Genomic DNA, 14,992 nt, shown 5'->3' with positions numbered 1-14,992 from the left:
CCGTGTCGAGCCGGGTGAACACGTGGCCAAACGTGTCATGGCTGGAAACGCCATACTCTAACTTGACGTATCGCCGGAACCAATCCCGCTTCGCATTGGCGAATTGTTTGATATTGGCTCGACTGTTGGCTTCGCCAATCGTGGCCTTGAGAGCCAGAACAATCATTTCGAGCAGGTCATGGTTCTTACCCCGAACAACTCGAGGATTGATAACCTTTACAAACTATTTGTAAATCAGAGCAGCAGGCCCAGACATCGTTCCCCTCCATGCCAGCAAAAACAGCCGTCACTCATCGACGGCTCGACGAATACTGCAATGCTTAAACCAATACCCCGGCGATGTGCGATTGAACTGCGTTCAATCCTGCTAAATTTTGTTCACTTCATGATGGAAACCTATCATACTGCCGACAGCTCGAAGGATCCGAGCAATACGAAAGGTGAAGTAAGTTGTTATTGTCAGCCAGATGACTCCTCTACCCTTCGGATGAACTCCTGAATGGAGTCACATGAATCACTGGTTTGAAATTGATGCCACCGAGTGTGTTCCTTTAGCCTCTCGTCAATTGTATCAATCTCTGTGTTAACACTACCGTTTTCATTATAGAACACAGCCTTGTCAATCAACGGAGTCCTCATCCTGTATTCACCTATCCACCACACGTTACCATTTGGGTAGAAGCCACGGCAGTCACCATCCATAGCGTAATCTGCCATATGGCCAATGAATTTCACACTGCCATTCGCATAGAAACGTTTTGTTGGACCGTCCAGTGTGCCGTTTTCGCAATCAACCAAGTGTCCAAAGCCGGCGTTTGAACGGCGCAATGTCTTTAGCAGTGTTCTTTCGTCCGAATGACGATCGTCACAACGATACTTACGAATACTCCATTTGCTCATGGAATTGACTCCTCCCACAGACAGCGTAAGTGATTCATTGCTGTACGTACTACTCTCGTATGTACAAGTCATTCCATCCGATAGGGTGTTTGGCGTAACGTGGGAGAAAGTCCATTCATCACCGTCAAACGAAATAATGGAGGGAACTTGGCGGGTGCTTCCCTTGTGTTCGATTGAAATCATCCCTGTGTGAGCCGCTTGATGCTCACAGGAGATCGCGGCCAATGCAAGCACGGCTACGGCCGCCATGAGTGACCTTGCTGGGTTACGCACAACTGCCTCCGCTGTTACGTGACATATGCATGTGTCTCCTGCGTGATATATAACACGCTTGTGTTGCCTATGTAAAACGCAAATCATCACGATATACCATACCGTCCTGGGCACATTTCGAAAGTCGTCGCCTACGCATTACGCAGCATATGACAAAAGGACGTATCGTGGTTTATCAGTGGCACCTCACGCCACTTTCCAAAGGGATTGCTAAGGTAGTACTTGTTGAGCACCTTGTCAAACTGCCATTCGTCCGCGCTTTCAAATTGCTTTGTAAGCCCGCCTTCAACAAGTGTATATGCTTCCGAGGCAGTCATTTTTAACATTGATGTTTGAATGTCGCCTTTCTGATCGTTGAGTTCGTCTTCAAAAGAAGCCAGTGTCACCGCTTCATCGGCTAGACCTTTCTTCATGAAATTTGTGGTTAGTGTGACCAAGAATGCAGCTCGCGGCTCAAGTGAACTTGCAGCATCACCGACTTCGTCAAGAACCAAGTTAACAGAATTAATAGCGTAACCATATTTAGTGACAGCCTCTCGCACCAGTTTTAATGCGGCATTTATTGCTACGACTTTCTTATATTCCTCGATGTATTTATCCGAAAACCTCCATGATTCGTATAGACCGTGCACTACATTACGCTTTTCTTGGTATCGAAACTTGTATTCACCATAACGCGGGGTGCATCTTGACAAGAAGTCTGATGTGACATATGAGGAAGTGTATCGGTTTCGATACTCCACGCTCTCTTTTTCGCCTACTTTCTTAGACCATGGTTGTTTCGTGGGCGTTTTGAGGCTCTTCGTGTCGACCTCTAATTGCTTGTGTTGCTCCTTTATATAGTCAATCATGCGTCGCACTTCGAGATTGATCGGCACATTGACACCAGCCGCGCCCACATTGGGGGCAGCTGCGCCCGCTTTGGTGGCAGCTGCGCCCGCTTTGGAAGTCATCAGTAGAGTATATTCCGGAGAGATCTCAACTGGTGAATCCCAAAGTGGTCCTGTTGGCACACCGATGGGAAAGCTGGACGGCCATCGTCCGCTTGGATCAATCGAATTGACGCTAAAATTTACGTTGTACCGAAGTAAATTCTCATCTCCCGCAACAAATCCAATTGGGTCCTCAGCAATCCACCGGCCTACGGTCGAATCGTAATATCTCGCCCTATTATATTGAAGGTCGCTCTCGTCATCTCGCTCCCGTCCAGTAAACGCGAACAGGAAGTCCACCGCCGCGTTGGTCTCGGCGGTGATATTACCGAAGGCATCGTACGTCAGGTGATTCTGGACCGCTGTCGTATTGGTGCCTACGTCGTAGTCGGCCACATCTCGCACCGTGCCCAGGTGATCGGTTAACGCCCAAAGAACATCCCCCGCCGATGCCGTACTGACGACTTCTTCGCTGGCCAAGATTTGATCAACATTGGGGCCATAGAGGAATCGGTCGGTTAGGTCGTCCGATTCGTCGAAGACTAGGGCCATGTGGTCTCCGGCGGCTCCCCGTTCTTGGCGGAAACCATCATAGATGTAGATTTCCTCGGTAGCGGTGCCTGCTCCAGCTCCGTCTGCATCGATCGTTTTTCCGATGCGGCGGTTGAAGATGTCGTAGGCGTAGTCGACTTCATGGGTTACGGTGCCGCCGCTGGTCTTGGTGGTGATGTTCACCAGGCGGTTGCGGTAGTCCCACGTGTATTCGATGACCTCGCCTGTCGAGATATTCGTCTTAGAAAGTCGATTGCCTTCGTCGTCGTAGGTGTAGTTGGACGTGCCATCGGAGAGGATCTGGTTGTTGTCGCCGGTCGAGTAGCTGCCGCCAGTGCGGTTGCCGTTCTCGTCGTAGGTGTACGACTCGTCGGAACTGGTGCCGCTGCGATCGACTCCGGTGAGCTGGTCGGTGTCGTCGTAGGTGTAAGTGGCGTCTTCGGCCGAGTAACCGGCAACCGTGAATTCGGTCAGGCGGTTCCCTTCGTCGTAACCCCAGGTGTAACCTGCGAGCGTGCTGCTGCCGGAGTCGGCGTGGGTCAGGCTAGTAATCCGATCGGCCGCGTCGTAGCCGTAGGTGCTAGTGGCGACCAGTTCACTCCCCGCAAGATCGGCGTAGCGCGTCACCGAGGTGAACTGCGCCTTGTCTTCGGCATCGTAGCTGAAATCGGCCCGCTTCTCGGCGACGGTATTTCCGCCGGATTGTGAACCTTGCGTGACCTGGGTCATTCGATTGAGATAGTCGTAAGTGTAGCTGTTGACAAGATCATCCGTGCCGTCGATCTCCGCCGCTAGGCTGGTACGGCGGCCTAATGCATCATACGCCTCGTCAACCACCACATCAAATCCGAGTGCCGCCAAGTCGTGCTCGGTGCTCGTGTTGCGGCCCAGGTTGTCGTAGGTGAAGGTATAGGTCGCCGCGGGGTCGCTCGCTTCCGTCAGCCGTGAGTTAGCATCGTACTTGTAAGTTAGCAAACGGACGATGGTGCTCCCATCTTTCCAGTACTCGGCCTGGAGCCTTTGCAGGTCATCGTAATGGTACGATGTAACCCGACCATTTCGATCGGTGTATTGCGTGACATTCCCGGCGGCGTCGTACTTGTAGTACCGTGTATCGCTTAGCTCGTTCGTATTGGTAAGCATCCGATTCAGGGCATCGAATGTCCAAGTAGTCGTATTGTCCTCAGGGTCTGTCAGTGTCAACCGATTGCCATTCGCATCGTAGGTATAGGTCGTCTCACCACCTTCTGCGTCGGTCTTTGTGGTCATTCGGCCAAGACCATCGTACGCATAACTCGTGCTGTTACCGAGGGCATCGGTCTCGCTCGTTCGGCGTCCGACGGCATCGTAGGTGTAGGTCATCGAAGCGGCCAGTTCACTGCCGTTGGTGCTCGCTTGGCCAGTACCGGTCAACTGAATCTCGAACGTCGATTCGTCGATGTCATCATTGTTAATGGTCAGAGTAACCGAATAGGAAGCTACCGATGTGGGCGTGAACTCGATCGTAATGGTGGTCGACTCACCTGCCGCGACTTCCGCATCCGAATAGGAGATAATCCGGAAATCACTCGGCAGCGTGAGCGAACTAATCGTGAGCAGGCTGTCACCAATGTTCGTGATCTCGAAGGTTCGGAGTGCCGAGTGTCCGACATCGACCGTACCGAAGCTGACCGTCGAGGAACCGTCGGTCAGAACCTGGCCCAAAAGAACGCCATCAGTGACGACGATCTCCGGACCGCCTGATGCGGACCCCGTGGCCCCCGTCCCTGAGCCGATGCCCGAACCCACTCCTTGGCCAATGTCATCTGGATCGGCCTGCGTCACCGAGAAAAGTCGCCCCAAGTTGTCGTAGGTGTAGCTAGTCTTGCCGTCACGAGTAATCACGGCTTCCAGTTCGCCCTGATTGTTGTATCGATTCAGGGTTATCGGAGCTAATTGTGAGCCCACACCATCTGGATCGGGTTCATACATGGCGATTTGCCGACCGATGGCATCGTAGGCATAGACGGTCGTCCCACGCGGATCGGCCATGGTCTGAATGAGCCCGGCCGAGTTGTAGGTGTAGCTGACCGTTTGCGACTCCGCATCCGTCACACTCTCAAGTTGACCTTTGGAGTTGTATGTGTACGTAGTCACTGGCTCCGTGAGGGAACCGCCCCCGTCCGGATCGGGCAAGGTCTCGGTCAGCTTGCGTCCCATGTCGTCGTAAGTGTAGCTGGTGGTATTGCCGAGCGGATCGGTCATGCTGAGAAGCTGACTGGCTGCGTCATAGCTGTAGGCTGTGACGGGCGCCGTCAGGGTACCGCCACCATCTGGATCGGGAAGCGTGACGGAGATCTGGCGACCTAGATTGTCATAAACGTAAGTCGTCGAATAACCGAGTTCATCGATCATCTCGGTCATCTGTCCCGCAGCGTCGTACACGTAACTGACCTCTGGCGAGGTCAAACCACCGCCGCCGTCCGGATCGGCATAAATCGTTTTTGTTTTGCGACCCAGATCGTCGTATTCAAACGTCGTTTCCCCGTGGTTCGGATCGGTTTGAGTTACGAGCTGACCGAATTCGTTGTACTCATACGTAACGCTGTTTTCTTCGTAGATTTTGATATTTGAGAAAATACTCTGAGCGTCTTGCGGGGAACCATCGTGGTCATTCACGAAAACGAGATAATTGAACGATCCCGTGTAATGATCGCCAACGCGAATTCTGTAGTGCTTGACAGTAGATTCGCTCGGATCGTAGTCGTCATACGTGGCGTTTCCGTACGATTGTGTCCCATAGAGCTTGAACATGCGAGCAGCGCTCAGAGATAGATCGTCGTCAAAGCCGATTCCGTGAACTTCACCTTCAGTTCCACTTTCGAAGTCAAATTCGAGAATCGTATCTGGAGTTACGTCGTAGGGGAAATCAATGTGTCGCCAAATATTTCCGTTGAGTTCAAGCGTGGCGCCATCATCGTTTACGCTATAGGTTGCCCCCGAGGTCGTCTGAGCTGGATCGTAGCTCCCAATTGTGTAATCATCGAGGTCGATCGCGGGAGGAATTCCTCGCGTCGTCTTGGTCACGCGATTCAACGCATCATATTCGTACTCAGTCGTGTAGCCTAACGCATCCGTTTCTGTAAGAACGTTTCCTGCATCATCGTAGGTAGTGTGGGTAACTGGAGCCAATTGATCTCCTGCTCCGTCGGGATCAGGAAGTGTCGTGCTAGTTCGGCGGCGTCGATCGTCATAGGTGTAGGTTGTCGTTCCCTTGGGCGTAGTTACCGATTCCAACTGGCCACCAACCGTGTAGACGTAAGTCGTCACTAACGCTGTCAACGTGCCTGCGCCATCCGGGTCCGCGGTGGTGATTGTTTCCACGCGATTCAATTCGTCGTAGGTGTACGTGGTGGTGCCGAGGGCTGTGGTCTCGGTTAGTTTGTTTCCTTCGGAATCGTAGGTAAAAGAAGTGGTCGTTCCGTCGAAATCGGTCAGGCTGATGATACGATCGAACGCATCGTAAACGGTGGTGCTAACGAGTGATGTTAGCGAACCAGCTCCATCCGGATCGGGCATGGTCACCGACGTTTGACGGCCGAGATTGTCGTACGCGTAGGTAGTGACATTGCCGAGCGGATCGGTCATTGTCAGTGTCCGGCCCATGGCATCATAGGTGTAGGATGTAACCGGAGCCGATTGTCCGCCTGCTCCGTCCGGGTCAGGCTCGGTGACGCTGGTGAGAAGTCCGCCGGTGTAAGTGTAGGTAGTAACATTACCGAGTGGGTCGGTGATCGTCGCCACATTCCCATCCGTGTGATAGGTATAGGTAGTTTCCGGGGCCGAGAGAGGCCCGGCACCATCGGGGTCTTCTTCGGTAACCTTGGTTAGTTGTCCATCGGCGTTATAAGTGTAGCTTGTCGTACGACCATTGACGTCTTCTGAGGCAAGCAAGCCTTGGGCATTGTAGGTGTGCGTTGTAACGGTGGCCGAGAGAGGCCCAGCACCATCGGGATCGGGCTGAGTGACGGTTGTCACTCGGCTCAAATCGTCACGAGTGTATGTCGTGGTGTTACCGAGTTCGTCGGTATCTGAGAGCAAACCACCGCAGGCACAATAGGTCGATGACGTACTCGCTTCATCGGCAGTTCCGACCGCATAGGTTGTCGTCAACAACCGACCAATACTGTTGTATTCAAACTCAGTGATAACTCCATCCGGAGCCGTCATCGAGTCAACAAGGCCAATCGGCGGATCGGTACTCGAGGTGGGAGACGGCGTATAAGAATACGTGGTCGTGAGATCGTCCGTCTCCATATTAACGAGGTCGTCGATCTCTCCTAACACCTTCGTTTCCGTCAGTAACCATTCGTACGTGCTGTCGTACGTATAAAGTGTGATGTGACCGTTGGCATCGGTGTATTTTGTCGGCTGATTCCATGTTGCATGGTAGACCCAGGTGCGTACGGAGTCGTCAGGCAGCGTCTCGGTGAGCATGTTCCCGCGGCTATCATAGGTATACTCGAATACTGGTGATTCGAGTGGACCTGCTCCATCTGGATCGGGGAGAGTCAGTTTAAGGAGGAGGCCATTGGCATCTCTTTCGTAGATAGTAACGTTCCCAAGCTCGTCTTCTTCTTCGGTCACGTTGCCTAGTGTGTCCAGCAAGTAAGTTGTCGTGACACCTTGATTGTCAGTAAACGATTCGCCCAGCTCGCCAGAGGCAATCACGGACGCCTGAGAAGAGACCACTCCTGTCTCTGATCCATCAGGATTTTCCACCGACGAAAAGTGGCCGGTTGCGTCGTATGTGTACGTCGTGACGCGACCTGACTCTGTTACGGTAGATACTCGATCGTCGCCGTTGTAGGCATAGGTCGTAACAGGCGCGGCAAGTGGCCCAGTGTCATCGGGATCGTCTTCTGTAGCGGTAACTAGCTTTCCTCCAGAATAAGCCAAGTCAACCGAGTGTCCTAAGCTGGAGGACACATTGGTCATGAGTGTTCCTGTGTACGTGTAGTCTGTTGTTTCAAATGGCGATTCAATCGAGGAAATATACTTATCGCCTCCAATCGTTGTATAGGTGTAGGTGGTTACCCGTCCCTTCGCGTCTGTTGAAGTGGTTGCATATCCACCGCTGTCGAACTCGAAGAGTTCATTCTCCCTAGTTAAGACTTGGTATCCTCCTGAAACAGAATCCAGCGTCGCAAAACTTCCAGGGGCGGAATCGTAGGCCCCCCCTGCTAACTTCGGAAAGAAGTAGGTCTTGTTCCCAAGCGTGAATCGACCGCCATTATCTGAGTCTGATAGCGTCGGCACCTTTGTTGAACTGACTCCCTCTATGCCCAGGAATACGTTGCCATAGCCGGATTTTGGCGTGTCCTCCCGTTGGTAAACACCAGTTTTGGGAGATGAGGTATCAGAAGATACAATCGTCCATGTGTAGTCGGCGGAACTCGCCGCCGAAACGGCACTACGGTCGAAGGTAAATGAAAACGTAAGTTCATAGTCTTCAGGCTGGCCATTTGCTGGAAAGCTAAGAGTCTTAGGAGTTGCTATCACGTTTCCAAATATAACGGACATTGTCAAAGAATCACTGATATAGCTGCTAGCGCTTACATTCACTTTGAAGGAAAGCACAACCTGTGATGCCATACCATTGGTCAAGTCGCAATCGCACCCATTCCGAATTGGAATATATGGACTTGGCTGCCAATCTTCAGTCTGATCAACAACGGCTGCTGTGTAACTTCCTTCGTAAATATCAGCGTCCGGGGGCTCGGAGTACGGCCCCTCCGTGTAGTTTGAACTTGAAACGAGTGAAATCTCCAGATGTTCCGGATTTGGCGTTTCAACTAATGCATCAGCTTTAGGAACTATGGTCAGAAAGTCTGAGCCTGGCTCCGTAGAAATGACAGTGAACTGAGTACCGGAAAAACTGGTTACCTCGACACCGTTCCATTCGATCCGAACGTCATCTGAAGTGGCATCTCCACTCATGTTCATTGTAAGTGTAAGGCTACCATTATTTCCGCCCGAGACGGAGCTTCGGACTACTTCCCATACACCTGTTCCGCTGTTCGACAGTGGCTCACCCAGAGTACTAGTGCCGCCAGAGAAGTAAATCTCAGGCACACCTCCGCTACCACTCCCACTTCCTCCTCCGCTGCCGCTGCTACCACCACTTCCGCTCCCACTCGAAAGCAATGAGTACGTCGGCCCGACAAAGCTGCTGCTGGAAGTGGATGATGACTTCGACGCCTCTTGTTTTGACTTAATGATCAGCTTTTCAATGTCTCGGCGAATCTGTTCTGGCTTCCTCGTCGAATCTTCCTCATCGGTCATGTAGAGTTCGTCATACAAATCCGAAATGGCTTGGGTGCGTTGGTGTACCTCATCCGACTGAGAGACCAACTGATCCGAAACGGTGAATTCAAGATCAACCGCAAGCATCTCCCGGCGTTCCAGCATCTCGACACGAGTATTCTTTTTCGCTCGCGATTTTGATTTATTTCGACTTTTGCTGGGTGTCGACGTTCCAAGAATGCGATCCAGATAGCTGGGCTGACGGGGCATATCGAATTTCCATTTCGGGGGGATTTCGAGATAAGTTGGCGAAAATCAATCCGGGGGAAGTGAGATCCCCTGATAGGATTCATGCCAGTTGTGCGGGTGGTTATACCCTCTCCAGAAATGAAAGACAATCAATTTTATTTAAAATTAATTTCTTTGAAGCTACGCCCTTGTAGTGCTGTAAACTCATTATTTACAATATGTTACAGCTAATCCTGGATTGCGGCCAAAGTTAAAGTCGCAATAAAAAAATAGATATGAGTTGGGAGTTTGATTTGTAATCCTGTTCCCTGAGCTCAATGTGTTCATGGTTTAAAGAGCCCCACCTGAATAGTTCCACGCATCAACGAAGCAGCATGGTCTTCAACGAATTGGGGAATTTTTGTCAGCTGAGCTCCACTCTCCCGCTTTTAGATCTTTTACGACACGTAGATTCCCCTATCTTGGCGGGATCTATGTCCGAAAAGGTGTGTAAAACAAAGTCATCAAACATCGATCTCCAACCGTCTTGAAATCCATGTGTGTTAAGAAGAAGCGGGCACTGATTACCCACTATCACTGCCATGTCGATCCGCAGAGCGGCGATGCTATACGTCTCCGTGACTTATCGGAAACCTTGGCGGAACATGGCTGGGAGGTGCGCGTGTTTTGTGGTCCGTCAAGTGGGCGAGAGATGTCGTCCGACGAATTATTGGACGAGCAGGGAATTCAGTTCAAGAAGTACTCTGCGACAAATTCAGACGTCCCCTTCGAACTCTTGATGTTTCGAGCATTCGGAGTGAATTGCGGATTGTGGGCACCCCAAATGCCGCATTCTGCTTCAGAAAGTGATGTAAGAGAGGCATGGCTTTATTCTTGCCGTGAACTGATCGAGACCTGGAAACCTAACCATGTCATCATGCATGGGTTATTCGCGATGTCCGAGCCTGTAATGACAATGGCAACACAAGTCGGTGCAACGAGGATCGCGTGCTACGATACCAGTCTGTCGACGAGTGAAGATCTGTATGCGGATGCCGATATCACGCTCGCCACTTCATCCCATCAACGCCGAAGGCTTCACCACGGATTGCGCCAGGATTCACTCCTTCTAGATCCGTTGCTTCCGGTGCGTCGTTACAGTTGTGACGTGAATGAACGTCGGGAGAGTTTCTTGACGTTCGTTGAACCGCAAACAAAGGGGATTTGGATTTACGCGAAGATCGCCGAAGTACTCCAATATCGACGCCCAGATATCCCTTTACTAATTGTGGGCGATCAGAATGTCCCTGCGTATCTTGAGAGCACTGGGGCAAGAATATCAACGCAGCGACTAACCTTCTTACGACAACACACAATTACGAAAGAGTATTTGAATGAGACACGTCTATTACTTGCGCCTTCCGTAGCGGGCGATACGTGTAATCCCATCGTGTCTGCGGCGATTGCCAACGGTATCCCTGTAATCGGCAGCAACCGCGGCACGCTTTCAGAAGTTATCGGCGACGCTGGTTTATCGCTCAATCTACCTAACCAATTCACGCTCGAATCTTGTGAATTGCCTTCGCTAGCCGATATCTCATCTTGGCTTGAAGCCATCGTGCTTCTTTGGGATGATCGCGAGGCAAGGAAGCAGCTAGGGCAATCCGGTCAAGGACGTTCACGTCAGTGGTCAGTGAAGCCTCTGCTGGAGCGTTTAGAAAGTCTCTAACTCAATGACAATACCGCCGAAAGATCGTGGCAGCTACGATAGGCGGTTCCAGTCTTCTCGGGAAGTTGCCTTTCAATCAATGTAAGGACCGACTATGGATGTCGTCTACTTCTTGAAACATAGCCCGTTCGATGATTTTGAGATTCGATACTCGTTACGAAGCGTCGCCAAGCATCTTCCCAGCGTTCGTAAAGTTTGGGTGTTTGGAGATCGACCTGCGTTCCTGTCACTTGATACTTGGATCGTAGAACATATTCCCCATGAAACGATCGCGCCCGTCCTTGGCTTTCCCGCGCCGATGACGAATTTCTTTCAAATGCTTTTTGCCTCTTCCTTAATTCCCGAACTACACGATGAGTACCTTTGGTTTTGTGACGACTTCTTTCTCCTGAAAGAACTACCTTTAGAGTCCGCACGCACGCTGAGATACCTTGATAATCTGGACAACACCAAAAACCGAGGCAGTGGCTTATGGGTTGATTCCCTTTGGCGCACATACGAATTATTGAAACGCTTCAATTATCCACGGTTAAACTTTGAAACGCACGTCCCAACGTACTATCGCCGAAAGTGGCCGTTTGAGGCGTATCGTGAATTCAAAGATTATGTGACCGATGATCGCTGGTTCGGTATGCTCGGCCCAACAGCTATCTTGAACCACGCAACGGCGAGAAACGAACTCCAACCTGTAAGCATCAACGATGAATGTTCCCGCGCAGGCTTTTGGGGAAGTTGCCCAAATTACGACGCGATTGTTGAAGCATGTGACGGGAAGGCGTTTTTTAACTTCGATGATGGAGCGTTTGGAGAGGATGTTCAGCGTTTTCTCGAAGAACGATTTCCTGATCCTTGTCGATACGAGCAATCAACGATGGAAAGCCTTAGGAAGTTGAAATGACTCGAGACATTTAGGTGCAAGAGCGTGCCTGGATCGCCTGACTAATAACCGAATCAAAGTACAATTTCTTACCGACGGTCGTCGCAAAGGTTTACAGGTTCACTGAATTCTTGAACTCTCATTTTAAGGGGTTCTACACGGGGATCTTTCGGACGGCTGTGCGAACACCCACGAGGGTTACAAACTTCTTCAGAGGTAAGATCGTTCGAATCCTCTCGTGAAATGACGGTAGTATCCGCTAAGCTGCTTCGGTCGACGCAACCTCGGGCATCTACATAGACTCGTAATTTGCGTCGGTGTGTAATTCTTGCCAAGAACTCGAAGCAGTTCTTCGAATCAGCTTAAACCGCGCCCAGCTAACCACAGTGTCTGGGTAAGTTCAACTCACTGCCGAGAGAGTGCGGTTATAATCAATAACCCTGTGTCGTGGTAATTCGGAGTTCGCCTCGAGGCCGACTCCCGTCACATGCTTTCGTGGGCGGATCTGGCAGATGCTCCCAAACTTTTGATATACTAAGCCACGCCAGTTTGATTCAACTTAAAAGGGCAGGACGTGACGTGGCTTCGACGAGATTTTTTAAGAGTTGTCTGGGTGTGTTCCAGGGCGGCGGTTGTCGTGGTGCCGCACTCGCAGGCGCATATGCCGCCGCAATCGAATCAGGTGTGCACTTCGCCGAAGTGGCGGGTACGTCTGCGGGCTCAATCATCGCCGTTCTGGTTGGAGCCGGGGCCTCACCTGAATTCGTTTGGAAGAAACTAAGCGAACTCGAGTTCGAACGCTTTCTTCAAAAACCTGATCCAGTCGAGCCAAGCGTTGGGTGGTTATCGAGGTATGCGATCTCTTGGAAGAGCAAAGAATTGGCTGAAGTCCTTCGACGGGGTGGGCTGTATTCCTCTTCGTACATAGAAACCTGGGTGGATGACGCACTGGCTGAACTTCTGCCAGACGCGCCGCGACCAATTCAGTTTGGGAGCTTAGTCAAACCGACGTATGTCGTTGCATCAAACGTGGATGGAGCCAAAGTTCACGTGTGGAGCAAGCCTGGTACCAATGAAGAGCCTGTCGGCACCGCGGTAAGGGCCTCCTGTTCGATCCCGTTTTTCTTCCAAGCCGTTCGACACGGTAAGAACAAGTTTGTCGATGGCGGCATGCTCTCGAACCTACCCCTTTTCGTATTCAGCCCGACAACAGGGGCACGTCGCCCTTCCTCATCAAAGATCTTGGCTTTCCGCCTTGAGAGCGATTTTCGTCGAGCTGACACGGACGATCTCTTTGATTTCACGAAGGCCCTAACAAACGTAATTGTGGATGGTGCGACCGAGCTACAGTGTCGATTACACCGGGAACTACATGAGATTAGAATTCCAACTGGCAACGTGACGGCAACAGATTTTGAGAGGTTGGCGAACGACGAGAATGGAGAATTGATTCGAGACCTCTACTGCAAAGGAAAAGTGGCGACAGAATCGTTCATTGCGAATGAACTTATGAACGTTCGGTCCAAATCGGGCGGAGCAATTGAATGCGACGACGAGGACGCCACCTACTTTGAGATTATCGAACTTGGAGACCAGAATCCCACTGAGATATTCATCGTGTCTCGGAGAGCTCGATGGGCGTGGGATCTGTTTCCGACATTGATCAACTGGATCAGAAAAGGAATTGAAATTCGCGTATTGCTTGAGACCGCCAGTAACGATCCGGCAGAGAAGCAACGCAGAGACCTCGTACGCAAAATGATTCCCAACGTTCACGTAACGGACGAAGTTCCCTTCGAGGGGTTTCTATTTCGCAATTCGGAAGTGGGCGATTTTTCGGCCGTTGTGTTTCATGCGGAATCCGAACGAGACTGCCCGGCCGCGGCGAAGTACTCAGGAGACCTGCATACGGCTGCGGTTTCCGCATTGTTTAGTATGGTTGAACAGAAATTCACGTCGCAGCGCAATAATCAATCACCGAAGTTGGTTGCAGTTCAGTCAAATCGGTACTTCGAGTTGCTGAAGAAGGGAGTCGCCCAATACAACGACGCGCGTTTTTCAATCAAGCGCTTACCGGTTAGCGAGTTGTTTCTGACTGCGGGGGATATTCGCGAGTACAAATATCGGCAGATTGTTTCCCTCGCGAACCTCTACGATACCTACAGCTTGGACCTGTTTGGACCGGTACAGGTGGAGATCGGTGAGTTCGCCTCGCTTGTAACGCCGCCAGTTGTCGAAGCCTCTTCTGAGAAAAGTATCGTGATCCAGGGAAATACGCGAGCTGCGTATTGTCACCTAAATAGCATTCGTGAGCTCAACTGCATCGTCGTTGACGGGGTCAGCGCACCTCTTCCCGTGACACCTGTCGAAATTCGTCGCATGCGAGTCGTTACACAAAGACAACGCCCTGAGCTCAACTACGGACTATTTCGCAAGGTCGAGCGAGCAGTACGTCCTTACAAATAAAATGACAAGTACAGCGAACGATCAGCTTCTGAATCTCGATGCCATCGAATTGGTTGAGTGCATGGTTGATGAAATGCAAGAGATCCGAAAATGGTCATTCGTCAGCTACAGTCACCCACCACCGCTTCAATCCAGGTACAATCCAAACGCAGCAGAAACGCTCGCAATCGCACGTGCTCTGGATCTGCGTGGAGAACTAGGACTACCGTTTTGGGACTCCGTTCTGTTGTCGCTTTTTGGGGAAGATGGGGTAGACGCTCGAGGCCTCTTGGTAGAGGCGCAGCGACACCAAGAACTTCGAGGCAAGGAGTTCTGGCTAACGGCTGAAGAGCTTCGGTCTGGGGCGCTCCGAAGCGTTGTGGCGGGAGCTGGCGAACATGTTGGAATCTGTTCGGAGGTCTTACTATCGAGCGGACACGTGCGGCACGTTCCGCTGCTGGACTTTCACTGCCCGTCACCTTCCAACCTCGGGCTTGTACGTCAGGTATGTGAGAGGATTCTTACGAAACGCGTCGCGATCTTGCAATCAGGGGAATCATTTCACGCGTACGGATTGTGCCTGTTGACAGCAGAGGATCTGACTGAACTCTTGCACCGCGCGCTGCTGTTTTCTCCGATAGTTGACAGAGCATACGTGGCGCATCAGCTGATTGAAAAGAGGTGCGTGCTCCGAGTCACGAATTCCAGCGAAAAACCCCTGGTTCCACGCGTCGTACAGGTTACTTGTTAGAGCCGCGGTAACCGGTATGC

The 14,992-nt window shown here is 51.3% G+C and carries 5 protein-coding genes and 1 pseudogene; 3 read left to right on the top strand and 3 right to left on the bottom strand.

The features are described from left to right. Position 1: 1 nt before the first annotated feature. From C5Y83_RS30250 to C5Y83_RS28220, 3 genes and pseudogenes are all read right to left on the bottom strand, one after another. A pseudogene (locus tag C5Y83_RS30250) lies at positions 2–211 on the bottom strand (transposase family protein); the annotation flags it as partial. A 248-nt stretch (positions 212–459) separates the two neighbouring features. Next, the gene (locus tag C5Y83_RS28225; protein ID WP_105333170.1) at positions 460–1,149 is read right to left on the bottom strand and encodes a toxin-antitoxin system YwqK family antitoxin; all 690 of its coding nucleotides are present in this window, start codon (positions 1,147–1,149) and stop codon (positions 460–462) included. A 155-nt stretch (positions 1,150–1,304) separates the two neighbouring features. Continuing rightward, positions 1,305–9,212 (bottom strand): RHS repeat-associated core domain-containing protein, encoded by a 7,908-nt coding sequence (locus C5Y83_RS28220; RefSeq protein ID WP_105333169.1) that lies wholly within the window; start codon positions 9,210–9,212, stop codon positions 1,305–1,307. A 670-nt stretch (positions 9,213–9,882) separates the two neighbouring features. Here C5Y83_RS28220 and C5Y83_RS28215 point away from each other — a divergent pair. From C5Y83_RS28215 to C5Y83_RS28205, 3 genes are all read left to right on the top strand, one after another. Then, positions 9,883–10,899 (top strand): glycosyltransferase, encoded by a 1,017-nt coding sequence (locus tag C5Y83_RS28215; RefSeq protein ID WP_158262573.1) that lies wholly within the window; start codon positions 9,883–9,885, stop codon positions 10,897–10,899. Between the two features lie 94 nt (positions 10,900–10,993). Then, positions 10,994–11,797 carry a hypothetical protein gene (locus tag C5Y83_RS28210; protein ID WP_105333167.1) on the top strand — a complete coding sequence of 268 codons (804 nt, stop codon included), beginning with the start codon at positions 10,994–10,996 and terminating at the stop codon, positions 11,795–11,797. A 558-nt stretch (positions 11,798–12,355) separates the two neighbouring features. Then, positions 12,356–14,242, top strand: coding sequence for a patatin-like phospholipase family protein (locus tag C5Y83_RS28205; protein WP_158262572.1), 1,887 nt, complete (start codon positions 12,356–12,358; stop codon positions 14,240–14,242). Positions 14,243–14,992 lie beyond the last annotated feature (750 nt).

Origin of the sequence: Blastopirellula marina (assembly GCF_002967765.1) — a bacterium.
GTDB classification, from domain to species: Bacteria; Planctomycetota; Planctomycetia; order Pirellulales; family Pirellulaceae; genus Bremerella; species Bremerella marina_A.
This window is presented reverse-complemented; position numbering and strand designations above follow the sequence as displayed.

Bases quoted from the DNA above. Each gene is read 5' to 3' on its own strand.
- C5Y83_RS28215 (WP_158262573.1), top strand. From the start codon at position 9,883: ATGTCGTCCGACGAATTATTGGACGAGCAGGGAATTCAGTTCAAGAAG.
- C5Y83_RS28220 (WP_105333169.1), bottom strand. From the start codon at position 9,212: ATGCCCCGTCAGCCCAGCTATCTGGATCGCATTCTTGGAACGTCGACA.
- C5Y83_RS28210 (WP_105333167.1), top strand. From the start codon at position 10,994: ATGGATGTCGTCTACTTCTTGAAACATAGCCCGTTCGATGATTTTGAG.
- C5Y83_RS28225 (WP_105333170.1), bottom strand. From the start codon at position 1,149: ATGGCGGCCGTAGCCGTGCTTGCATTGGCCGCGATCTCCTGTGAGCAT.